20 protein-coding genes are annotated in these 22,378 nt (G+C 68.4%); 10 read left to right on the forward strand and 10 right to left on the reverse strand.

What is annotated here, in order from left to right:
- Positions 1-184: 184 nt before the first annotated feature.
- Complete coding sequence (locus AB0H36_RS07700) at positions 185-1,186, reverse strand: LacI family DNA-binding transcriptional regulator (protein ID WP_360518229.1); 1,002 nt, start codon at positions 1,184-1,186, stop codon at positions 185-187.
- Between the two features lie 134 nt (positions 1,187-1,320).
- Between AB0H36_RS07700 and AB0H36_RS07705 the strand changes: the two genes are divergently transcribed.
- Genes AB0H36_RS07705 through aceB form a run of 6 tightly spaced genes read left to right on the forward strand, consistent with a single transcriptional unit; the run spans position 1,321 to position 9,456 of the window.
- Positions 1,321-2,625: a sugar ABC transporter substrate-binding protein gene (locus AB0H36_RS07705; protein WP_360518232.1), complete on the forward strand. Its 1,305-nt coding sequence runs from the start codon at positions 1,321-1,323 to the stop codon at positions 2,623-2,625.
- 5 nt (positions 2,626-2,630) lie between these two features.
- Complete coding sequence (locus AB0H36_RS07710) at positions 2,631-3,578, forward strand: sugar ABC transporter permease (RefSeq protein WP_360518235.1); 948 nt, start codon at positions 2,631-2,633, stop codon at positions 3,576-3,578.
- Between the two features lie 5 nt (positions 3,579-3,583).
- Entirely contained in the window at positions 3,584-4,390 is an 807-nt protein-coding gene (locus tag AB0H36_RS07715) for a carbohydrate ABC transporter permease (protein ID WP_360518238.1), read from the forward strand.
- A complete protein-coding gene (locus AB0H36_RS07720) occupies positions 4,387-5,847 on the forward strand; it encodes a hypothetical protein (protein WP_360518241.1) in 1,461 nt (486 codons plus the stop codon). Before AB0H36_RS07715 ends, AB0H36_RS07720 begins: the two co-directional genes overlap by 4 nt.
- Positions 5,844-7,877, forward strand: coding sequence for an alpha-amylase family protein (locus AB0H36_RS07725; protein ID WP_360518244.1), 2,034 nt, complete (start codon positions 5,844-5,846; stop codon positions 7,875-7,877). Before AB0H36_RS07720 ends, AB0H36_RS07725 begins: the two co-directional genes overlap by 4 nt.
- A 10-nt stretch (positions 7,878-7,887) precedes the next feature.
- Entirely contained in the window at positions 7,888-9,456 is a 1,569-nt protein-coding gene (aceB, locus tag AB0H36_RS07730) for a malate synthase A (RefSeq protein ID WP_360518247.1), read from the forward strand.
- Positions 9,457-9,459: 3 nt separating this feature from the next.
- Here the strand turns inward: aceB and AB0H36_RS07735 are convergent, their stop codons facing one another.
- The 4 genes from AB0H36_RS07735 to AB0H36_RS07750 all read right to left on the reverse strand — a co-directional run bounded on the left by AB0H36_RS07735 (position 9,460) and on the right by AB0H36_RS07750 (position 13,507).
- Positions 9,460-10,326 (reverse strand): LLM class flavin-dependent oxidoreductase, encoded by an 867-nt coding sequence (locus AB0H36_RS07735; protein ID WP_360518250.1) that lies wholly within the window; start codon positions 10,324-10,326, stop codon positions 9,460-9,462.
- Positions 10,327-10,391: 65 nt separating this feature from the next.
- Positions 10,392-11,051, reverse strand: coding sequence for a Rid family hydrolase (locus tag AB0H36_RS07740; protein WP_360518253.1), 660 nt, complete (start codon positions 11,049-11,051; stop codon positions 10,392-10,394).
- On the reverse strand, positions 11,048-12,631 hold the full coding sequence (locus tag AB0H36_RS07745) for an FAD-dependent oxidoreductase (protein ID WP_360518256.1): 1,584 nt from the start codon (positions 12,629-12,631) through the stop codon (positions 11,048-11,050). Before AB0H36_RS07745 ends, AB0H36_RS07740 begins: the two co-directional genes overlap by 4 nt.
- 114 nt (positions 12,632-12,745) lie before the next feature.
- Entirely contained in the window at positions 12,746-13,507 is a 762-nt protein-coding gene (locus tag AB0H36_RS07750) for a serine protease (RefSeq protein ID WP_360518259.1), read from the reverse strand.
- Between the two features lie 91 nt (positions 13,508-13,598).
- Between AB0H36_RS07750 and AB0H36_RS07755 the strand changes: the two genes are divergently transcribed.
- Positions 13,599-15,272 (forward strand): alpha-amylase family protein, encoded by a 1,674-nt coding sequence (locus tag AB0H36_RS07755; protein WP_360518262.1) that lies wholly within the window; start codon positions 13,599-13,601, stop codon positions 15,270-15,272.
- Here AB0H36_RS07755 and AB0H36_RS07760 read toward each other — a convergent pair.
- Positions 15,241-15,933, reverse strand: coding sequence for a DUF4386 domain-containing protein (locus AB0H36_RS07760; RefSeq protein ID WP_360518265.1), 693 nt, complete (start codon positions 15,931-15,933; stop codon positions 15,241-15,243). The genes AB0H36_RS07755 and AB0H36_RS07760 overlap by 32 nt on opposite strands.
- A gap of 81 nt (positions 15,934-16,014) precedes the next feature.
- On the opposite strand from AB0H36_RS07760, the gene AB0H36_RS07765 reads away from it, so the two are divergent.
- Positions 16,015-16,680 carry a TetR/AcrR family transcriptional regulator C-terminal domain-containing protein gene (locus AB0H36_RS07765; protein WP_360518268.1) on the forward strand — a complete coding sequence of 222 codons (666 nt, stop codon included), beginning with the start codon at positions 16,015-16,017 and terminating at the stop codon, positions 16,678-16,680.
- 46 nt (positions 16,681-16,726) lie between these two features.
- Here the strand turns inward: AB0H36_RS07765 and AB0H36_RS07770 are convergent, their stop codons facing one another.
- The 4 genes from AB0H36_RS07770 to AB0H36_RS07785 form a co-directional block, all read right to left on the reverse strand.
- Positions 16,727-17,665, reverse strand: a complete 939-nt coding sequence (locus AB0H36_RS07770; protein WP_360518271.1) for a zinc metalloprotease — start codon at positions 17,663-17,665, stop codon at positions 16,727-16,729.
- A 108-nt stretch (positions 17,666-17,773) separates the two neighbouring features.
- On the reverse strand, positions 17,774-19,867 hold the full coding sequence (locus AB0H36_RS07775; protein ID WP_360518274.1) for a glycosyltransferase: 2,094 nt from the start codon (positions 19,865-19,867) through the stop codon (positions 17,774-17,776).
- 38 nt (positions 19,868-19,905) lie between these two features.
- Positions 19,906-20,367 (reverse strand): hypothetical protein, encoded by a 462-nt coding sequence (locus AB0H36_RS07780; protein WP_360518277.1) that lies wholly within the window; start codon positions 20,365-20,367, stop codon positions 19,906-19,908.
- A gap of 96 nt (positions 20,368-20,463) precedes the next feature.
- The gene (locus AB0H36_RS07785) at positions 20,464-20,967 is read right to left on the reverse strand and encodes a hypothetical protein (protein ID WP_360518280.1); all 504 of its coding nucleotides are present in this window, start codon (positions 20,965-20,967) and stop codon (positions 20,464-20,466) included.
- A gap of 335 nt (positions 20,968-21,302) precedes the next feature.
- Here AB0H36_RS07785 and AB0H36_RS07790 point away from each other — a divergent pair, with 335 nt between their 5' ends.
- On the forward strand, positions 21,303-21,875 hold the full coding sequence (locus AB0H36_RS07790) for an SMI1/KNR4 family protein (protein ID WP_360518283.1): 573 nt from the start codon (positions 21,303-21,305) through the stop codon (positions 21,873-21,875).
- 57 nt (positions 21,876-21,932) lie between these two features.
- Complete coding sequence (locus AB0H36_RS07795; protein WP_360518286.1) at positions 21,933-22,367, forward strand: hypothetical protein; 435 nt, start codon at positions 21,933-21,935, stop codon at positions 22,365-22,367.
- Positions 22,368-22,378 lie beyond the last annotated feature (11 nt).

The following is a 22,378-nucleotide window of genomic DNA, read 5'->3' on the forward strand; positions in this document are numbered from 1 at the left end:
ACGACCGCTGCCAACCCTTCATCTGGACCAAAACCGCCGACGACCTACTCGACCACTGCAAACCCGGTCAAAGAACATCGTTTACGCGACACTAGGCGCCACCCACCTGGCCGTCAACACGATGAAGCTGGGCCTGTCCAAGCCCGAGGATCACGCGGCACTGCTCCAGGACGTCCTCCCGAGGCTAGCGCCCACCGGTTGACCCCCGAACCACCAGCGGGCACGGCAAGGTGATGATCTCCGTCGGCCGCTCGGGATCCTCGATGCGGCGGCGGAGCAGGTCGATGCCCTTCTCCACGATCGCGTGGATCGGTTGCGAGACCGACGTGAGGTCGAACGCCTCCCACGCGGCCAGTGACGTGTTGTCGAAGCCGATCACCCAGACGTCGTCCGGCACCCGGACGCCGAGCGCGCGAGCGCCGTCCAGGATGCCGAAGGCGAGCAGGTCGGTGACGGTGTAGATCGCGGTCGGCGGCTTCTTCCGCGACAGCAGCTTCTGCGCCGCGGCATGACCGTCCGCATGCGGTACGCCGACCGACACGACGTTGCTGGGTTTGATCTTGACCCCGGCGTCGGCGAGCGCGGCGCGGAAGCCGAGGTCGCGGTCCCGGGAGGTGTTCCCGGTGTGCGTCAGCGTGACCAGGCCGATGTCGGTGTGGCCGGACTCGACCAGATAACGGCCGGCGTCGTACGCCCCCTGCCAGTTGTCGCCGACCACCTGGTCGCAGTCGAGGCCGTCGATCCCGCGGTGCAGCAGCACGGTCGGTGTGCCGGACTCGACCGCCATCGTGTGCAAGGAAGAGTCGTACGTCGCCGATGTCAGCAGGAACCCGTCGACCAGGCGCTGCTGGAGCACCTTGCCGACCGACTCCTCCGGGTCGTGCTCGATGTTCCACAGGATCATGTGCAACCCGAGCGCGCTCAGCACCCGGCCGATCTCGTCCAGCAGCTCGGCGTGGAACGGGCTGGTCACCCGGGTCATGAACACGCCGATGGTGTCGGTCCGGCCGGTCTTCATCGCCCGGGCCAGCGCGTTCGGCGTGTAGTTCGCCTCCTCCAGCACCCGCAGCACCCGGGCCCGCGTCTCCGCGTTGACCTTCGGGTTGTTCGTCAGCACCCGCGAGACCGTGGCCTGTGAGACCCCGGCCAGGCGTGCCAGATCACGGCTCGTCGGTGGTCGCGTCATGATCCGCCCTCCCCTCGTCCTCAGAATCCGAAACCCTACTGAAGAGTGTCGCCGTTCGCCGTTGACCACGCGCGAGACGGTCTGTATACGTATTCATTGTATACGTATTCATCCCTCGCGGATGGGAGATTCCGGTGCAGACATTCCACTCCAACCTGAGCCGCCGCAGGTTTCTCGCCGGACTGACGGGACTCGCGGCCGGCGGCATGCTGGCCGGCTGTGGTGGCAACGGCAACGCAGGTGGTGGCGGGGACGGGAAGGGCCTGACCTTCCTCAACTGGCAGCAGGTCAAGGGCACGCCGCTCGAGCAGGCGATCCAGGCCTACGAGAAGTCGTCCGGCGCGAAGGTCACGGTGCAGCCGGCCGTCACCCAGGAGTACGACACCAAGATGCGCACCCTGCTGGCCGGCGGCAGCCCGCCGGACGTGATGCGGATCAACGACGACTTCGTCCGCGGCTTCTCCGAGCAGGGGGCGCTGCTCGACCTGAAGCCGTACCTCGACAAGGACGGCGTGGACACCGCGGCGTTCGCCAAGGAGGCGTTCGAGTTCCCCAAGCAGCCGGACGGCTCGCACACCGCCTGGGTGCTCGGCTACGAGCCGCGCCTGATCTTCTACAACGTCGACCTGTTCAAGCAGGCCGGTGTGCCGCTGCCGCCGACCACCTGGTCGCCGGACGGCTGGACCTGGGCAGACTTCGCCGACCGGGCCAGGAAGCTGACCGACCCGGCGAAGAAGCAGTACGGCGCTTTGGTCTACCTCGACACCGGCTACGAGCAGACGTTCACGGTCAACCACGGCAGCGAGACCGGCATCTACTCCACCGACGGCGCCCAGTTCACGCTGCCCGGCGCCAAGGAGGTCGAGGCGCTGCAGTGGGCGACCGACCTGACCTGCAAGGACAAGGTGCAACCACCGTGGTCCGCGCTGCAGCAGGACAACGTGCAGAACCAGCTGTTCGCGCAGGGGAAGATCGCGATGATGTTCGCGACCTTCGGCACCGTGCCGTACATGCGGACCACGATCAAGGACTTCACCTGGGACGTCGCGCCACCCCCGGCCGACGTGCAGCAGAAGACCGAGGCCAGCGTGATCGTGTTCTGCATCCCGAAGGCGGCGAAGAACCCGGACCAGGCGTGGGAACTGCTGAAGTTCCTGGCCGGCGAGGAGGGCGGCAAGATCCTCCTGCAGGGTGGCGCGTTCACGCCGATCAACAAGAAGGTCGCGGCCCAGCTGGCGCCGGGCGGCAAGATGCCCGAGCACATCGGGCTGTTCGGTGAGGCCGCGAACCACCTGACCGCGACCAACCAGACCAAGAACACGCTCGGCGCCCGCGAGCTGTACCGGCCAGCGCTGGACCAGGCCTACAACTGCGAGAAGCCGGTCGGCGACGTGCTGAGCCAGATCAAGCCGCAGGTGGACGACGCCTTGAAGGGTTGATGCCAATGGCAACGACAACACCGACGAGGCAGCCGGTGGCCGAGGTCGTGGCGCCGAACCGGGAGGCCGAGGTACGGCGGGCGCGCCGCCGGCAGACCCTGGTCGGCTGGCTGTTCATCAGCCCGATCGTGGTCGGGGTGGTGGCGTTCCAGTTCTTCCCGATCCTGGTCTCGATCGGCGCCTCGCTGACCGACTGGAACGGGATCTCGGCGCCGGAGTTCGTGGGCCTGAAGAACTTCGCCGACCTGTTCGGGGACGACCCGCTGTTCCTGCAGACGTTCAAGAACACCATCTACTTCACGCTGGCGAGCATCCCGCTGACGATCGGGATCGGCCTGGTGCTGGCACTGCTGTGCGCCCGGCCGATCCGCGGGGTCGCGTTCTTCCGGACGGCGTACTTCGCGCCGTACGTGACGAACGTGGTCGCGATCGGGTTCGTCTGGTTCTGGTTCTTCCAGCCGGACAACGGCGTGGTCAACGGGCTGCTCGGCCAGGTCGGGATCACCGGGCCGCAGTGGCTGTCGAGCTCGACCTGGGCGATGCCGGCGGTGATCATGGTCAGCGTCTGGCAGGGCATCGGCTACCCGATGATCATCCTGCTCGCGGGCCTGCAGGGCCTGCCGAACGAGTACTTCGAGTCCGCGAGGATCGACGGCGCCGGGGCGCTGCAGCGGCTGCGGTTCATCACGCTGCCGTTGCTGACCCCGCACTTCCTGTTCCTGCTGATCACGCAGTTCATCACGTCGTTCCAGGTGTTCGGCCTGATCTACGTGATGACCAAGGGCGGGCCCGGCCACGCCACCAGCGTCTACATCTTCAACATCTACCAGAACGCGTTCAGCTTCGGGAAGGTCGGCTACGCCTCGGCGATGGCGTGGATCCTCTTCGCGGTGATCGCGGCCGTCACCTTCCTGCAGTGGAAGCTCCAGAAGAGGTGGGTGTTCTACTCATGAGGCTGGTGAGCAGGACCTCGCAGTACGTCGTGATGTCGCTGTTCGCGGTGGTCTTCCTGGCGCCGCTGGTCTGGATGATCAGCGCGTCGCTGCGGCCGGAGGCGAAGGTGCTCTCGGTGCCGCCGCAGTTCCTGCCGAAGGACGCGCAGTGGGAGAACTACCGGCAGATCTTCGAGCTGATCCCGGTCTTCCTCTGGAACAGCGTCAAGCTGGCCGGGCTGAACGTGGTCGGCATCCTGATCGTGGCGTCGATGGCCGGCTACGCGTTCGCGCGGCTGCGGTTCGCCGGCCGGGACTTCGCGTTCATGGTGCTGTTGGCCACCTCGATCATCCCCGGCATCGCCTACCTGATCCCGCAGTACATCGTGTTCCGCCAGATCGGCTGGGTGGACACGCAGTACCCGCTGTGGGTGCCGAAGGTGCTCACGCCGGTGTTCGCGACGTTCCTGATGCGGCAGTCCTTCCTGACCATCCCGCAGGAGCTCGAGGACGCCGGCAAGATCGACGGGGCGTCCACGTTCGGCATCTACTGGCGGATCATGCTGCCGCAGACCAAGCCGGCCCTGGCCGCGATCGGGGTGTTCACCTTCCTCGAGTCGTGGAACGACCTGTTCGGTCCGCTGATCTACATCAATTCCGAGAACCTGCAGACGCTGCCGGTGGCGCTAGCCCAGTTCCAGGGCGAGTACTTCACCCAGATCAGTCTGCTGATGTGCGGGGCGACCGTGTCGGTGGTCCCCGTCATCGCCGTCTTCCTCTTTGCGCAGCGCTATTTCATCCAGGGCATCACGATGACAGGAATGAAGGGGTGAGCACCGTGCCGGACCGGCTCGTTGCCATGCAGATCGGAGCGGTTTCGTTCGTCGACGAAGGCGTCGACCAGACACTGGACATCCTGGCCGACCGCGGCGCGGTGAACGCGCTGTTCCTGGCCACGCCGACCTGGACCCGGGGCACCGGCGGACGCCAGATCCCCGGGCACCCGATTCCCGACCACGGCGGCGCCGAGTACGACCTCGGCTGGGTCGGCGGCAACTACGCCACGCCGCATCCGCAGTACTACGGCAACACCGTGCTCGGCGCGGTCGGCAAGGCGCCGGAGAACCCGGAGTTCGACCTGCTCGGCGAGGTCGTGCCGAAGGCCCGCGAGCGCGGGATGAAGTCGTTCGCCTGGATGGAGGAGAGCGGCGGCGCCCGCCAGCTGCGGACCTACCCGAACTTCGTCAAGGTGCTCGAGGTGGACGCGTGGGGACGGCCCGGCCGCCGGCCGTGCTTCAACAACCCGGACTACCGCAACTGGCACCTCGGGTTCGTCGAGGACTACCTGCAGAGCTACCAGCTGGACGGTCTCGCGTGGTGCTCGGAGCGGCCGGGCCCACTGAACATGCTGATGCAGGGCACTGTCGACGTCCCCGAGATCGGCTGCTTCTGCCCGCACTGCCGGCAGATCGCCCGCGACCGTGGGATCGACGTCGAGCGCGCGATGCGCGGCTTCCGTGAGCTGGTCGAGTGGAACCAGCGGGTCGGCGCCGGTGAGCGGCCGGTCGACGGCGCGTTCGTGACGTTCTGGCGGATCCTGCTGAACTTCCCCGAGGCGCTCGCCTGGCAGACGCTGTGGACCGAGAGCCAGCGGCAGCTGTACCGCGACATCTACGGCGTCGCCAAGGCGATCTCGCCCGAGGTGCAGGTCGGCTGGCACGTCTACCACAACATCTCGTTCAGCCCGTTCTACCGGGCCGACCAGGACTACACCGAGATGGCGAAGTTCTCCGACTTCATCAAGGTGGTCATCTACAACAACTGTGCCGGGCCACGGTTCTTCACCTGGGTGAAGAGCATCTGCGGCGCGCTGTTCGCCGACGCGGATCCGGAGGATGTCTACCCGGTGATGATGAAGCTGCTGCAGCTCGACGAGGGCGACTACGAGAAGCTGCCGCAGACCGGGTTCACCGCCGACTACGTGCGTCGTGAGACTGCGCGTGCGGTCGCGGGCGTGGCCGGGCAGAGCGCGATCTACCCCGGCATCGACATCGACATCCCGGTCGGCGTCACGAAGCAGCGGCTGGAGCAGCCACGCGACCTCGGGACCAAGATCAACTGGGACGACAACGAGGGTGACCTGACCCAGTGCACCCGCGAGTCAGTCCGGGACGCGACGCTGGCCGCATTCGAGGGTGGCGCGGAGGGCGTCGTACTGAGCCGGAAGTACTCCGAGATGCTGCTGGAGAACCTGTCCGGTGCGGGGGACGCGGTCCGGAGCCTGCCGTGAAGCCTTGGCACCAGCGGACCCTGCGGTGGGCGCAGACGAACCTCACCGAGAAGGACCCGGTGCGGTACGACGCCGAGTGGTGGCGGGACCACTGGCGTCGTACCAAGGTCCAAGGGGTGATCGTCAACGCCGGCGGGATCGTCGCCTACTACCCGAGCAAGTTCGACCTGCAGCACCGCGCTGAGTTCCTCGGCGATCGCGACCTGTACGGCGAGATCGTCGAGCTAGCCAAGGCGGACGGCCTCACGGTGCTGGCCCGGATGGACTCCAACCGGGCCCACCAGCCGCTGTACGACGCCCATCCGGACTGGTTCGCGGTCGATGCCGACGGCAACCCTTATCGGGCCGGGAAGCTGTACGTCGCCTGCGTGACCGGGCCGTACTACGAGGACTTCCTGACCGGGATCCTCGAGGAGATCGTCGAGCGGAGCGCGCCGGACGGGATCACCGACAACAGTTGGAGCGGTCTCGGCCGGGACAGCATCTGCTACTGCCCGAACTGCCGGGACAGCTTCGGCCAGGACTTGCCGACGGGAGTCGACTGGGCGGATCCGGCGTACCGGCAGTGGATCCGGTGGAGCTACGAGCGGCGGCTCGCGGTCTGGGACCTGAACAACGAGGTGACCCGGCGCGCGGGCGGCCCGGACTGCCTGTGGATCGGGATGAACGGTGGCGAGCTCGTTGCGCAGAGCAAGCGACTGCGGGACGACGTGGAGATCTGCAAACGCACCCCGATCTTCATGCTGGACTCGCAGTGGCGGCACGAGGAGTCCGGCTTCCAGGCGAACGCCGACAGCGGCAAGCGGCTGCACGGCCTGCTCGGCTGGGACACGCTGATCCCGGAGAGCACGGCCATGTACGACGCGGGCACGCCGACGTTCCGCCTCGGCAGCAAGCCGGAGCCGGAGGCCCGCATGTGGGCGGTGGAGGGGTTCGCCGGCGGGATCCAGCCGTGGTGGCACCACATCGGATCGGTGCACGAGGACCGTCGGCAGTACGCGACGGCTGAGCCGCTGTTCGGCTGGCATGCCGCGAACGAGGCCTACCTGGTCGACCGCGAGCCGGTCGCGACGGTCGGGTTGCTGTGGAGTCAGCGCAGTGTGGACTTCCACGGCAAGGACGCTCCGGAGACGACGAGCCAGTTGCCCTATCGGGGGTGGGTCGACGCCCTGGTCCGGGCCCGGATCCCGTACCTGCCGACCCATGAGGTCGACTCGCGCTTCGCCGTACTGGTCGTGCCGAACGTCGGAGTGCTCACCGATGCGCAGTGCGAGGCGTTGACGGCGTACGTCGAAGGCGGCGGGCGGCTCGTGGTCACCGGGGAGTCGAGCCTGTACGACGAGTGGGGGGATCGGCGGGACGACTTCGCGCTCGCCGAACTGCTCGGCGTACGGCATCAGGGCAAGCGGCTCGAGGCGGGCAAGGTCGACTGGGAGACGTACGACGCCCACACGTACCTGCGGATCGAAGACCGGGCGGTGGCCGACGGCTTCGACGACACGGACCTGCTGCCGTTCGGGGGACAGTTGGAGCTGGTCGAGGCGACCGGGGCGGCGCTGACCTACGTGCGGCCGTTCCCGATCTACCCGCCGGAGCTGTCGTGGATGGCCGAGCCGTGGAGTGACATCCCGGCGCTCGTGGTCGGCGAGCGGACGACGTACCTCGCGGCGGACCTCGATCGGCAGTACGCGCTGCACCATCATCCGGACCACGGCCGGCTGCTGGCGAACCTGGTGCGGCACGACGGCATCCCGCTGCAGGTCGAGGGCGCCGGCGTCCTCGACTGCCAGCTCTACCAGCAGGGCGACGCGCACATCCTGCACCTGGTCAACCTCGACCAGGGCGGGGCGTGGCGGGGCCGGCTGGAGGAGCTCACGCCGGTCGGGCCGTTCACCGTCCGGGTGCGGGCAGCGGCCGGCCGGGCCCGTTTCCTGGTCGCCGGCGTGGAGGCGGAGGTGACCGCGCAGGACGGCTGGATTACGGTCGGAGTAGACCGGATCACCGATCACGAAGTCGTAGTACTCAGCTAAGGAGCCTTCTGTGTCAATCGACGTCACCGGGCCGATCAACGAGCGGTACGACGAGATCCTCACCGAGCGTGCGCTCGGGTTGATCGAGACGTTGCACCGGGAGTACGGCGCTCGCCGGCTCGAACTGCTCGAGCGCCGGCGGGAGCGGGTGGCGGCGATCGAGGGCGGGGCGTCGCTGGAGTTCCTGCCGGAGACCAAGGACGTGCGGGACGACCCGGACTGGCGGGTCGCCCCGGCCGCGCCCGGACTGGTGGACCGGCGGGTGGAGATCACCGGGCCGACCGACCGAAAGATGACGATCAACGCCCTGAACTCCGGCGCCAAGGTCTGGCTGGCCGACCAGGAGGACGCGAACACCCCGCTGTGGGAAAACGTGGTCGGCGGTCAGCTGAACCTGCTGGACGCGATCACCCGACGGATCGACTTCAGCACCGACACCAAGAGCTACGCCCTGAAGCCGGACGACGAGCTTGCCACCATCGTCGTCCGGCCGCGGGGCTGGCACCTGCCGGAGAAGCACATCGTGGTCGACGGCGAGCCGGTGTCCGGTTCGCTGGTCGACTTCGCCCTCTACCTGGCCGCCTGTGGACAGCTGCAGCTCGACCGCGGCCAGGGACCGTACTTCTACCTGCCGAAGATGGAGTCGCACCTGGAGGCGCGGCTGTGGAACGACGTGTTCGTGACCGCGCAGGAGTACCTCGGGATCCCGCGCGGCACGATCCGGGCCACCGTGCTGATCGAGACCTACCCGGCCGCGTTCGAGATGGAGGAGATCCTCTACGAGCTGCGGGAGCACTCGGCCGGGCTGAACGCGGGCCGCTGGGACTACATGTTCAGCGTGATCAAGACGCACCGGACCCGGGGCACGGACTTCCAGCTCCCGGACCGCAACAGCGTCACGATGACGGTGCCGTTCATGCGCGCGTACACCGAGCTGCTGGTTCGGACCTGCCACAAGCGCGGCGCGCACGCGATCGGCGGGATGGCGGCGTTCATCCCGAGCAAGGACCCGGCGGTGAACGAGCAGGCGTTCGCGAAGGTCGAGGCGGACAAGCGGCGCGAGGCCGGTGACGGGTTCGACGGGTCGTGGGTCGCGCATCCCGGCATGGTCGAGACCTGCCGGACCGTCTTCGACTCGGTGCTGGGTGCGGAGCCCAACCAGCTCGGCAAGCTGCGGGAGGACGTGTCCGTCACCGCCGCGGACCTGCTCGACGTCGCCGCGACGCCAGGTGCGGTAACCGAGGCCGGGCTGCGGAACAACGTGAGCGTCGCGATCCAGTATCTGGCGGCCTGGCTGGAGGGGACCGGTGCGGTCGGCATCTTCGACCTGATGGAGGACGCCGCGACCGCCGAGATCTCCCGCTCCCAGATCTGGCAGTGGCGGCAGAACGGCGTCGTCCTGGACACCGGCGAGACCGTCACGACCGACCTGGTCCAGCGGATCGCCGACGAGGAGATCGCCAAGCTCGGCGAAGACTCCGGCCGCTTCAAGGCGGCTCGCGAGCTCTTCCTGGAGACGGCGCTGGCCGACGACTACGCGGACTTCCTCACGCTTCCGGCGTACGAGCGCATGGCCTGAGCGTCAGCGGGGCGGACCTGGAGGTGGCGGGCCGAGGCGGATGCGCGTCTGCGCGTCCGCCACGGTGAGCGCCTGGGTCAGCAGCCAGTTGACGCCGTGGCGCTCGTACTGCCGGAGGCTTGGCTGTGTTGGTTCGGTGGCGTCGGCGTTCCCGATCAGGACCAGGTCGAAGGGACGGGCGGATCGCGTGGCCTGCAGCTCGGCGGCGATCGCGGCGTACGTCTCGGGCGGGATGACCACGGTCGGCCACTGCTCGCTGGCGGGCGCGAACCCGTCCCAGCGAGCGGCCCGGCGGCGGGGTGCGCGGTAGGAGCCGCCGGCGCCGATCCAGATCGGGATCCGTGGCTGCTGGATCGGCGTGGGGCGGAGGGCGGCGCCGACGCAGTTGTAGTAGTTGCCCTCGAAGTCGACGCGCTCCCCGGTCCACAGGCGGGCCACCAGGTCGAGGAACTCGTCGACCATCGTGGCGCGGGTCTTCAGGTCCGCGTCGATGCCGAAGGCGGTGAACTGGTCGTCCGGGTGGCCGAGCCCGACGCCGAGGATCAGCCGGCCGCCGGACAGCCGGTCCAGAGTGGCGGTCTGTTTGGCGAAGGCTTCCGGTCGCAACCGTGCCACCGCGGTGACGAGCGGGCCGAAGCGAATCCGTTCGGTCGCCGCCGCCACCGCGGCCAACGCCACCATCGCGTCCGCTGCATCATCGGAGTCGCCGAGCATGGCCGCGACCGCTTCGCTGTGGGCATGCAACGGCAGCAACTCGTCCCACACGAAGAACCCGTCCCAACCCGCCGCCTCGGCCGTCCGTGCGAGCTCCGCCAGTACGGCGGGATCCGCAAACGGCCCCTGGTTCGGCAAGTAGATCCCGTGCCGCATCCGCCCCACCCCCATCGGCCAGCCTACGCCGGGACCCTGCTCGAACCAGGGCCCCGGCGAGGTGGTCAGCGCTGGGCGGGGTACGCCGCGTCGACCTCGACTTCGACCAGCCAGCCGTTGACCGGGAGGTTCTCGATCTCGAGGGCGAAGCGGGACGGGCGGGCCTTGTTGACCACGAACGGCTTGGCGGGCGCCGCCGTACCGAGCGGGACCGGGACGTAGTTCCCGGTGGTCAGGTCGGTGTTGGCGAAGTACTGGCGGTAGGCGCGGTTCCAGCCGGCGAAGTCGGCGGTGGCGGCGCCGGCCGGGTTCTGCAGGAAGACGCGCATCGTGTACACGTCGGCGTACGAGAGACCCTGGGCCTGCAGGTTCTCGCCGATCCGCCGCAGCACGTTGATGCCCTGGGCCTCGGTGATCGTGACACCGGCCGGCAGCGTCCCACCCGGGAAGACGACGGTGTCGACGTACGACGCTTCCGATCCGGCCGGAGCGCCGGTGTTGAGGGCGGACGGGCCGAGCCCGCTCGTCTTGTAGATCGGTGTGTTGGCCCCGATGCCGACACCACTGGCGATCATCGGGTTGGCCTGGCCGGCCGGCAGGACCGGAGCGACCGTGCCCGGTCGTGGCGGCTTCGGCTTGTCCCACCAACCGGCCGCCGTACCGGCGCCGGCGCTGAAGGAGATCGCGACCGCCGCGACACCGGCGATCAGTGCACGCTTCCTCATCGGCTCGCCACCACCCGGCTGTGCAGAGCGGTCACAGTCGCGCGGGCCGACGTCATCGCGCCGTGCTGCCAGGCGATGGCGTGCGACAGGTGGTCGCCGGCGAAGTAGATGTTGCCGGTGGCATCGAGCAGCCGGGCGTAGACCCCGTCGGTCTGGGACGGCCAGCTGACCCAGGCTGCTTCGGAGTACTTGGTGCCCAGCCAGTTGACCGAGAAGGCCGCCTTGACGTCCTTGCCGTACACGTCGCCGTGGATCTTGGTGCCTTGCATCAGGGCTCGGTCCAGTCGCGCGGCCGGTGTCAGAGCGCCGTACACGTTGGCGTTCGCGCCGGTGTTGTAGTACCCGATGACGGTGCCGCGGCGGCCGTGGAAGCCGCTGGACGGGTACCAGGTGTTGACCGTGTCGAGGTTGCTGTTGGTGATCCCGCCGTAGATCCGGTGGTCCTCCTCCCACCAGCGCCGGCCGTACTCGATGCCGATCTTGCCCGCGTTCGTCGGGCGGGCGTACTTCAGCGCGTCGAGGATCGGGGTGGGCAGGTTCGACGGGACCTTCGCGGCCAGGTGCGGCGGCAGTGTGCAGATCGCGTAGTCCGCGGCGATCACCCGGGTTCGGGTCCCGGTTTTGTAGGTGACCTCGACGCCTTCCGTGGTGTTGCGCAGGCCGGTGACCTCGGCGCCGTACTGGATCTTCTCCTTGCCGATCGCCTTCTCGAACGCGTACGGGATCCGGTCCATCCCGCCGACCGGCTGGAACATCATCATCGCCTGGTCCCAGCCGAACTCGAACGAGAAGTAGTTGCCGACCCCGCTGGCGAACACGTCGCTCAGCGCGTACGGCGCCTCGGTCGTCCCGCCCTCCAGGCCGGCGCCGGGCTCGACGGTGTAGCCGCGGCGGCCGTCGGTCCCGGTGTAGGCGAATCCGGCCGCCTTGTTCCCGATCGCGCCGAAGCTGCTGAGGAAGCTGATCAGCGCTGCCTTGTCGGTGGCGGTGAGCTGACTGTCGAGTGCACCCTGGTCGGTGGCCTTGGCGAGCATCTCGGCGACGTAGCCGTAGGCGTCGGCCTTGGCGGTGCGGTGCCGAATGGGCTTGTTGGACAGGGCTGTGGTGCCTTCGCGGTACAGGTAGGCGTCCGCGTTCTGGTTGATGAACGGCTCGATCGCCACGCCGAGCTCGCGGCAGTAGTCGAGGGTCACGTGGTGCTGCGGCAGGCGGGCCGGTCCCGCGTTCATGTACTGACCGGACGAGAACGTCGCCCGCTGGGTGTTGCCTGCCAGGTCGGTCTCCACGGTGCCGCCGCGGACGGTCCAGTTTCGGCCGCCGGGACGGGTGCGAGCCTCGAGCAGGGTGACCTTGTAGCCGGCCTTCAGCAGTTCGTACGCAGAGGTCAGCCCGGCGATGCCGGCACCGAGGACGACGATGTGCTTGCGGCCGTGGCCGTTCAGTTCGACTCGCGACGGGGCGGCGTACGCGGGCGTCTCGGCGACGCCCGTGAGGCCGAGCGCCGACATCGTGGAGTACATGACACCGGCTCCACCGGTGATACCGACCTGCTGCAGGAACTGACGTCTGGTCTGCGCCATGCCTTCTCCTCACTGGGCAACGAAGTAGCTGACCAGAAAGGTAAAGACATGGTGTTTTCCCGCTGTGTCCGAGCGGTGACGACCTGAGACCGGTACTGACAGGTATGTTTCGGGTTAACGAACCTGTTGAGCCAGGGTCTCAGCCACTGGCGCGATTTCCGCGTAGACGCCGGGAAAATCGGCGTCGGCGCAGCCCTTGCCCCAGGACACAGTGGCCAGCAGGCGGCCGTTCAGGACGAGCGGACCGCCGGAGTCGCCCTGGCAGGCGTCGGTGCTGCCGTTGCCGGCGCAGACGTTCGACGCGGCGGCGTACCCGTTGGCGACGTACTCCTTGTTCGCCAGGCAGGCGTCGTCGCCGAGATCGGGTACGGCGGCCTTCTGCAAGGTGTCGTCCGGGCCGGTGTCCGCGGTGTCGCCCCAGCCGTAGACGGTCAGCGTGACACCGCGCCGATCGGCGTTGGGGTTCGTCTCGAGTGCGATCAACGGCACGCCCGCGAACGGCTTGGCCAGCGTGAGGATCGCGAAGTCGTTGCGGTTGTTCTTGGTGTTGTACCCGGGGTGGATCCAGATCTTGCTGATCCCGGACACCCGGCCGGTCGAGTTGTCACTGAGGTTGGCGCGTCCTTGGATCGCGCCGTACGTCGAGACCGGCTTCGTCATGCAGTGCGCGGCGGTCAGGACCTTGTCAGGTGCGAGCAGGACGCCACCACACCACAGCCCGGTCGGCCGCGAGGACTGCGTGTTGGTCACGACCACCGCCCACGGCGCCTCGCTGACACTCGCCAGCGTCCCGCCGACGATGAACTGCTTGTCGGCAGAAGATCCGGCGGTGACGAGCAAGAGAACCCCGGCAAGCACGACAGCCCGTTTCAGCATGCCAACGAACCTACTCCACGTGACTGCCTGATTACACGCAGATCAGTCCACGACCGGTGTAGCTCGCCATGTTGCGGGGCACCGCGAAGGCATGAGGCTGACCGAGACCGCGGATGTCTGGTGGAAGAACGCAGTGGTGTACTGCCTCGATGTCGAGACCTTCTTCGACACCGACGGCGACGGGCGCGGCGACCTGCGCGGCGTGAGCCAGCGGATCGACCACCTGGCCGAGCTGGGCGTGACGTGCCTGTGGCTGATGCCGTTCTACCCGACACCGGACCGAGACGACGGCTACGACATCACCGACTTCTATGGCGTCGACCCACGGCTGGGGACGCACGGCGACCTGGTCGAGCTGATCACGCTCGCCCAGGACCGCGGGATGCGGGTGATCGCCGACCTGGTCGTCAATCACACCTCCGACCAGCACCCGTGGTTCCGGAGTGCGCGGGCGTCGCGCGAGTCGCCGTACCGGGACTGGTACGTGTGGCGGGACGAGCCGCCGCCGGGCGCCGACAAGGGCATCGTGTTCCCCGACCAGGAGCAGAGCCTCTGGCAGTACGACGAGGAGGCCGGCCAGTACTACCTGCACCGGTTCTACAAGCACCAGCCGGACCTCGACATCACCAATCCCGCGGTGCGCGAGGAGATCATGCGGGTGATCGGCTTCTGGCTGCGGCTGGGGCTGTCCGGGTTCCGCGTGGACGCCGTACCGTTCCTGATCGACCCGGCGGGCTCACTCGACGCGGCGGACCTGCCGGACCCGCATGACTACCTGCGTGACCTGCGGGCGTTCCTGTCCCGGCGGAGTGGGCAGGCGATGCTGCTCGGCGAGGTCAACCTGCCGTACAAGGAGACCCGGCAGTTCTTCGGTGATGAGGACGGCGACGAGCTGACCATGTCGTTCGACTTCATCGCCATGCAGCGGCTCTACCTGTCGCTGGCGCGCAGCGATCCCGCCGAACTGGTGAAGGCGTTGCGGGAGCGGCCGGACCCGCCGGAGGAGGCGCAGTGGGGCACGTTCGTGCGCAACCACGACGAGCTCACGCTGGACAAGCTCTCCGACGACGAGCGGCAGGAGGTGTTCGACGCCTTCGGTCCCGAGGAGGGCATGCAGCTCTACGGCCGCGGTCTGCGCCGCCGGCTGCCGCCGATGCTCGGCAACGACCCGGACCGGCTCAAGCTGGTCTACAGCCTGCTCTTCTCGCTGCCTGGCACGCCGGTGCTGTTCTACGGTGAGGAGATCGGCATGGGCGAGAACCTCGCTGTGGAAGGGCGGAACGCGGTCCGCACGCCGATGCAGTGGACGGCCGACCCGAACGGTGGCTTCTCGACCGCGGACCCGAACGACCTGGCCGTACCCGTCACCGAAGGCGAGTACGGACCGGAGCACGTCAACGTCGCCGCCCAGCGCCGTGATCCCGACTCGCTGCTGAGCTGGATCAAGCAGTTGGTGCTGCGCTACCGCGAGTGCCCGGAGCTGTCCTGGGGCAAGTACACGGTCCTCGAGTCCGAGGCGCCATCGGTGTTCGCCCACCTTTCCGAGTACGAGGGCGGCCGCGTCGTCGCCGTTCACAACTTCGCCGACGAACCAGCTCACGTGACCCTCGCGGTCGCCGGCAACGGAGTCGGCGTCCAGGCCATCGACCTCCTCCAGGACGGTACGGCGAGCGTCCGCGAGGACGGCGTACTCGAGCTGGGCTTGGACCCCTACGGCTCCCGCTGGCTCCGTATCACCCAGCTAGGCGATCGGTACCTCGTCTGACGAGCAGCATCAGACCGAGCAGGATCGTCCACACTCCCCAGGCGGTGCTGCCGATGAGTCCGGCGGCATCCCAGACCGGGAAGTCGGGGAGCACGGTCGCCATGACGTCGCCTTGGTTGGTGAAGTAGAGAACGCTCGCGAGCAGTCCGCCCCAGCCGATCCAGCGGGGTACGGCGTTCGTGTGCAGGATGACCACGCTGACGCCGATGCTCCACGCGATGGCCAGGAGCTGCCCGAGGTGCTCGCCGAGCAGCGCACCGCCGTACTGGTGCTGCGCGGTCCACGCGGCCGCGACCGCCTGGTCGCCGTCGGCGTAGGCCCGAGCCAGCGGCGGTACGACGAACACCCAGCGCAGGAACCCGATCAGCGACAGCAGCACCGACGCGGCGCCGAGCGCGGTGGCGACTCGCAACACCGTCGACGACTCCCGATTGATTGCTTGGGGCAACATCAGGATCGGGATCGCGAGCAGGCCGTAGGTCCAGGCGGTGGCGAACCAGGTCCAGACCAGTCCCGGCCCGCCCTCGGTGAACGAGGTGAGCACGGTGCCGGCCGGTTCGCGCAGGATGTCCGGCCAGTCGAAGGTGGCCGACAGCACGCCGGCGGCGATGGCGAAGCTGACGGCGCTGACGACGAACAGTCCCCCGGTGATGCGACGCATCTGGATTCCCTCCCAAAATTGTACGGCGTACAGAGTTAGCATGCAGGCAATCCTGTACGCTGTCCAGAGTTAGGAGGGCGGATGGCGACAAGAGGCCGGCCGGGGCCGCGGCGGACGTTGACCGAGGACGAGCTGCTGACCGCGGCGCTGGAGCTGCTCGACGAGGGGTCGGCGGCGTCGATCCGGGGCATCGCGGCGAAGGTCGGCGTGGCGCCGAACGCGGTCTACACCTACTTCCCCGACAAGGCGGCGGTCGACCGGGCGCTGGTGGAGAAGCTGCTGGGCGAGGCGGACGGCGGGGCGTTCGCCGACGAGGGCGCGCCGTGGCGGGAGCGCGTGGAGGCGCTGGCGATCGGCCTACGCCTTCGGCTGGTTGCACACCCGGGGGCGGCCGCGTTGCTGATGAGCGGCCCGATGGATGGCCCGCGGACGACCGCGCTGAACGAGCGCTTGCTGGACGTGCTGATCGGCGCTGGACTCGACCCGGCCGATGCGGCGCGGGCGACGTACCTGCTGATCGTCTACGTCCTCGGCTCGATCGCGCTCGAGGTGGCCGACGAGACCGGAGCCGGTCCGCTGCCGTCAGAAGACGACCGGGTGGCGCGGCGGCGGGCCGGGTTCGCGCAGATCCCGGCGGAGATGTTCCCGCGCTCGGCCGCGGCGGCGCCGACGATGTCGCGCTTCATCACCACGGACCAGTACCTCTGGGGCCTACGCCGCCTGCTCGACGGCATCACCCCGAACTGAGATGGCCACCCCGGCCACGCATGCCGGGGTGACCACGCCTCACAGCCTAGGCCCTGTAGGCCGTCCACATGTTGCTGATGCGGGTGCTCTGGTCAGGGGTGAACTGGTTGTAGCAGGAGTCGTACGAGTAATCCATGTAGTTGTGGATCGGGTCGAGACCCGGCAGCGAGCAGGAGTCACGGCCCTCGGGGCAGCCGTTGGTGGGGCTGCCCTGCGCCGGAGTGTCGGCGACCTCGTCGTTCGTGGCGGTGCAGCCGCCCTGGAACGTGTGGTACAGACCGAACCAGTGCCCGGCCTCGTGGGTCGCGGTCTCACCCAGGTTGTAGTTGGCGATCCCGCCGCCCGGCAGCGAGTCGAAGTGCACGCGGATGCCATCGACGCCCGGGTTGCGGTCGTAGTCCCACGGGAACGTGGCGATCCCGAGGTAGGCGAAGTCGACCAGCCAGACGTTCAGCGCGTTCGCGCCGCCCTTGCGGGTCTGCTTGCGGTACGTGGCGCTCTGCTTGTCCTTGTGCCAGTTGTTGTTGTTGTAGCGGAACGTCCCGGCCAGCGTGAAGGTGAAGCCGGTGTTAGCCGCGGCGGACGACTCCTGCCCGGCGAACGTCTGGTTCAGTACGGCGATCTGCTGCGCGATCTGGGTGTCGGTGACGTCGCCGTTGCCGGCCGCGTCACGCATCACGTGCACGTAGACGGGCACGCTCGCGGCCGCCAGCGCACCCTTCGGCACACCGATGCCACGAGCAGCCTTGGCCTTCAGGATCTGCGCGGTCCGGGCCTCGATCGCCTTCTGCTCGGCGGCCGACACCTCCCGGGTGTCCGGGCCGTGCCCGCCCTTGGCGGACGCGCTCGCCGCTGGGACGTGACAGTCCAACGGGAGGTCTGCGGGAAGCTTGGCGGTCGCCTGACCACCCAGCGGGCTGAAGGTGAGCGCCGTGCCGGCCAGCATGACCGCCAGGGCGCGTGGACGGGTGATGAAAGATCGCATCTGATTGCGCTCCTCCGGGTCGGGCCGCTGGGCGGGCGGCCGGTTGCCGGAGATCTTGCGTGGACGGATGGCTGATCCGGAAGCCATCGCCGGAAATTTGCCCGCGGTTTAGGGAAAACCTTCGGTGCTCGGGCGGGCGGACAGACTTCCGTAGCGTTCCATCCTTTGCCAGCGCAGGCGCGAGCCGGCCAGCGCGGTGAACACGGACTGGATGACGACCAGGTACATCAGTTGCCGGTAGACGAGCTGCTGCAGCGGCAGCGTCCACAGCGGTCCGGCCCGTTCACCGTCCAGCCGGAAGGCGTAGAAGCCCATCCCGAACTGCAACGCCAGGAAGCCCAGCCACACCACGCCCACCCGCCATGGATCGAGGAAGAGCAGGCCGTAGAGCGCGAACACGTCCACCACCGGCGCCAGCAGCGGCAGCAGGACCTGGAACAGCAGGAGGTAGCTCAGCCCGCGTCGACCCAGCTTGCCCGCCTGGCCGCGCTGGACCCACGCACCACGGTGCTTCCACATCGCCTGCAGCGTCCCGTAGCACCAGCGGTACCGCTGCCGCCACAGTGCACCCAGCGACGCCGGCGCCTCGGTCCACGCGATCGCACGCTCTTCGTAGACCACGTGCCAGCCGTCGCGGCACAGCGCCATCGTCAGGTCGGTGTCCTCGGCCAGCGTGACGTCGCTGAGGCCGCCGATACGTTCCAGCGCCGTACGACGGAAGCCGCCGACCGCACCGGGGACGGTCGGCATGCACTCGGCCAGGTCGAACAGCCGCCGGTCGAGGTTGAAGCCGATCACGTACTCGATGTGCTGCCAGCGACCGAGCAGACCACGCCTATTGCCGACCTTCGCGTTCCCCGACACCGCGCCGACCGACGGGTCCGCGAACGGCTGGATGAGCATCCGCACGGTGTCCGGCTGGAAGACCGTGTCGCCGTCGACCATCACGATCAGGTCGAAGTGGGCCGCCTGCAGCCCGGTGTTCAGCGCGACCGGCTTGCCCGCGTTCGCCTGCCGGATCACCCGGACACCCGGGATCCGCATCGCCTCGACGATGTCCGCCGTACCGTCGGTCGAGCCGTCGTCGACGACGATCACCTCGATCGGATGGTCCGAGGCGACCAGCGAGCGGATGGCGGCCTCGATCCCGGCACTCTCGTTGTACGCCGGGACGATCACGCTGACCGGCTCGGTGACGGGATCGCCCCACGACCAGTCCCGCTGGCGCGCGTGCCGCCGGGCCGCGACCACCGTGGTGATCGCTCGCAGCACGCTCAGCGCGCCGGCGGCGTACAGGAACCAGGTCAGCAGCGTCAGGACGCCGTCGCTGATCCGCATCGCCCAGATCGCGGCCAGGCCGCGCCCGCGCTCGATCAGGCTCGCCTTGTGGACCGGCTGCGGCAGCCCGACGGCGTCGCTCACGGTGGCGAACGTGAACCCGCGCTTCTTCAGCGTCGGGATCAGCTTCGCCAGCGCGTCGACGGTCTCGCTCCGGTCGCCACCCGCGTCGTGCATGAGCAGCACCTGGCCGGCAGTCCCGCGCGGCATCGAGTTGGCGATGACCTTCGTCGTACCCGGCCGTCGCCAGTCCTCGCTGTCCTGCGTGCTCAGCACGGTGAGGTAGCCGTCCTGGCGGGCGGCCTCGATGGCGGTCCAGTCCGCATCGGTGAGTGCGCTGGGCTCGGACGAGTACGGCGGCCGGAGCAGCGGCGTGCTCATCCCGGTCGCGCCGGCCAGGATCAGCTGGCTCTGCCGGAGCTCGAGCGATCGGCGCCAGCCGGCCGCCGTACTCAGGTTGGCGTGGGTGAACGTGTGCACGCCGATTTGGTGGCCCTCAGCAACGATTCGGCGGGCCAGCTCCGGATGGGCGGCGACCTCGGTGCCGACCACGAAGAACGTCGCCTTGACCTGCTGCGCCTTCAGCAGGTCGAGAATCCTTGGGGTCCAGACCGGATCCGGACCGTCGTCGAAGGTCAGCGCGATCGTGCGGGCCTTGGGCGCCACGGACCGCGGCCGGTCCGGCGCGGCGTCGACCACCGGCCCGCCCTTGACGATCGCCTCCGGCACCGACTCGGCCGAGCCGGCAGCCTTGACCGCCCCGTCGGGCTCGGCGCCGAACATGTGGTGCGTGTAGCCGTTCAGCAGCAACATGCTCGACAGGCAGACGAGCAGCACGGTCAGAACGATCCAATGCGTGCGCATCGGGACGGGCTTCGCGCGTCGCGCGGCTGGGCGAGGACTCACGGCTTGGACGGCGACTTGGTCCGACCAGGCGGTGTGGTCGGCTTGTTGCTCACGTGAGCGGTGGGCTTGCCAGGCGGAGTCGTGGGCGAAGCGGTCGCCCGGGTCGACGGGGTGATCGTCGGAGTGGGGAGGACGGTCGGCGTGCTGCTGGGCTGCGGCGTGCCGCTCGGCGTCGGCGTACTGGTGCTGTCCGGGGTGACAGCCGCCTCACTCGGGTGCACGGACTGTACGGCGGCCGGAGCAGGCGTCACCGCCGGTTTCTTGGGCGCAGGCTTGGCCGCCTCCGGCAGTGGAACCAGCGGCGTGTCCAGACTCGGTCCACCGAGCACGCTGCTGACCACGAGGATCAGATAACCCGCAGCCGGTACGGCGAGAACCGCACCGGCGCGCCGGATGGCGCGATGGCGACGCCCGGTCGAGTCCAGGAAAACCGGCCGCCGAGCGGAAGGCGACTTCACAAGCGCGAGATCCTACTAGCCCCGCCCCACGGCAGGAACCCGGCCCCGAACGTCAAACGCTTGCATTACAAGGCCTATACCAGTTGCCTCGAGAAGCTACGACTGACCGTCGTGCGGAAGAGGGGCGATTCCGGTGGACTGGAGGAGAAGGGTGAGCAGGTGTTCGGGGGCGGTGGCGTCTGGGGAGAGGGCTTGGGTGACCAGGGGCTGGTTGGTGGGGAGGCCGGCTGTGGTTGTCCAGGTGAGGAAGGAGTCGACTGCGGCGGTTTGGGTGATGCCGTCGTCGGGCATTTCGTAGGAGTTGATGGCCATGGACTTGGCGAGGGTGCCCGACCAAGTGAGGCCATCGGGGGTTGCGGCGGCGACGGGGCCGCAGTCGCTGTCGAGGATGAAGGCCGCGAGGACGGGGTGGCCGGTGGCTTTGGCGAGGAGCTCGGCGCCGACCAGCGGGTCCACGTTGGCTCCGGCGACCCAGGCCAGTTGCCAGCCGTCGTGGAGTGGTTCGACCCGCACGTAGTCTTCGCCGAAAGTCGCGAGTTCGGCCAGTTGATCCAGTGGTACGTCGCTCTTGGTCGCGACGAGGTAGCCCCAGTAACCCATCGCACCAACCTACAGTTCAGCGAGGACCACGGTTGGTCGAGAGTGATGAGCGTGGAGCACTCCAGGGTGTGGCGTTGGCTGGGGCGGTCGTCGCCATCGTTCTCGCCACTGTCGCCATCTGGTTGACGCGACAACGGCGCCTGCTTCCTGGTGCGGTGCTGGTTCTGTCGGTTCTGCGCTGTGGTCGGTTGCTGTACGTCTACTCGTTCACTCCGCACTTGATCTGGCATCAGTGAGAGGTAATCACGGTGAATCTGGATTCGTTCTTTGCGGTGCACCGGACTTGGCTTCGGGGGGTTGTGCCGGACTTGGATGCCGCGTTGAGGGGGCCTGCGGTGGAGGCTCAGGTCGATCAGTACGAGGAAGCCGTCGGCGCGGAACTGCCTGCCGAGTTGCGGCAATTGTGGGGGATACACGACGGTGAAGCCGGTCCCGAGCCCAGCGGCGGAACGATCGGCGGGCTGGTGTTCCTCGGGGTGGCGGAGTCCTTGCGAGAATGGGCCGATTGGTCATCGCTGCGGGACGAGACGTCCGACGAGGACATGCAGGCACTGCGCATGTTCTCCGCGTCGGTCCCGGCCGAGGCAGTTCAACTGGAGTACACAGCCGCTGGTTGGTTGCCGATCCTGAAAGAGAGTATGGAGGGCAGCTACCTGGGCCTGGACCTCGCTCCGGGACCTGGTGGTCAGCCCGGACAGGTCATCAACTTCGGCCGTGACGAGGACCGGAAGGCTGTGATCTCCCGGTCGATGTCCGACCTGCTGAGCTTCATCGCATCGGAGGCCCGGCAGGGTGAGTTCGTCGTGTCGTCGGTCGAGCCGAGTGGTCAGCCGGTGCTCGCCCACCGGCGCGGGAGACTCATCCCCGTCCTTCGTCGACTCGCCGAGTCCGGCGGCCCGCTGGCGTAGGACGGCTGCGATGAGCGAACCGCTGACGTCCCGGTTCCGGTGCAGGTGCAGGAGGCCTTGGTCGATTTCCTCGCGGAGTTCTCCGAACGTGCTCGTGCTTCGTTCGGCAACGTCGCCGACGACAATGACGGCGGCAGAACCGCGCTGGAAGTCGTCCTGCCCCGGTTGGAGGACCACGGTGTGCTCCAGAGTGACGAGGTACTGCGCGGGTACTCCTGGGTCACGGTCTGTCCGCCGGCGCTCGTCGATCGCCTAGGCGGGTACGAGGCGCTGGAGGCCACCGGAGCCTTCACGGAGGTACGGCGGCTCGACTACGGCGCCGCGCTACTGCGCGCCACCGACAGGCTGGAGGAGTACGACGACGACGCGATCCGCCGAGTGTTTCACGCCCTGGCGCCGGTCCTACCGCGAGGAAAGCCCCGCCAGTCGCCCGTCTACGACGACCGGGTCCCGCCGAGGCTCGTCTACGAGGACCCGTCGGACCACAGCTGACGAAGCAGGCA

The organism is Kribbella sp. NPDC050820, assembly GCF_040653975.1.
Classification (GTDB): domain Bacteria; phylum Actinomycetota; class Actinomycetes; order Propionibacteriales; family Kribbellaceae; genus Kribbella.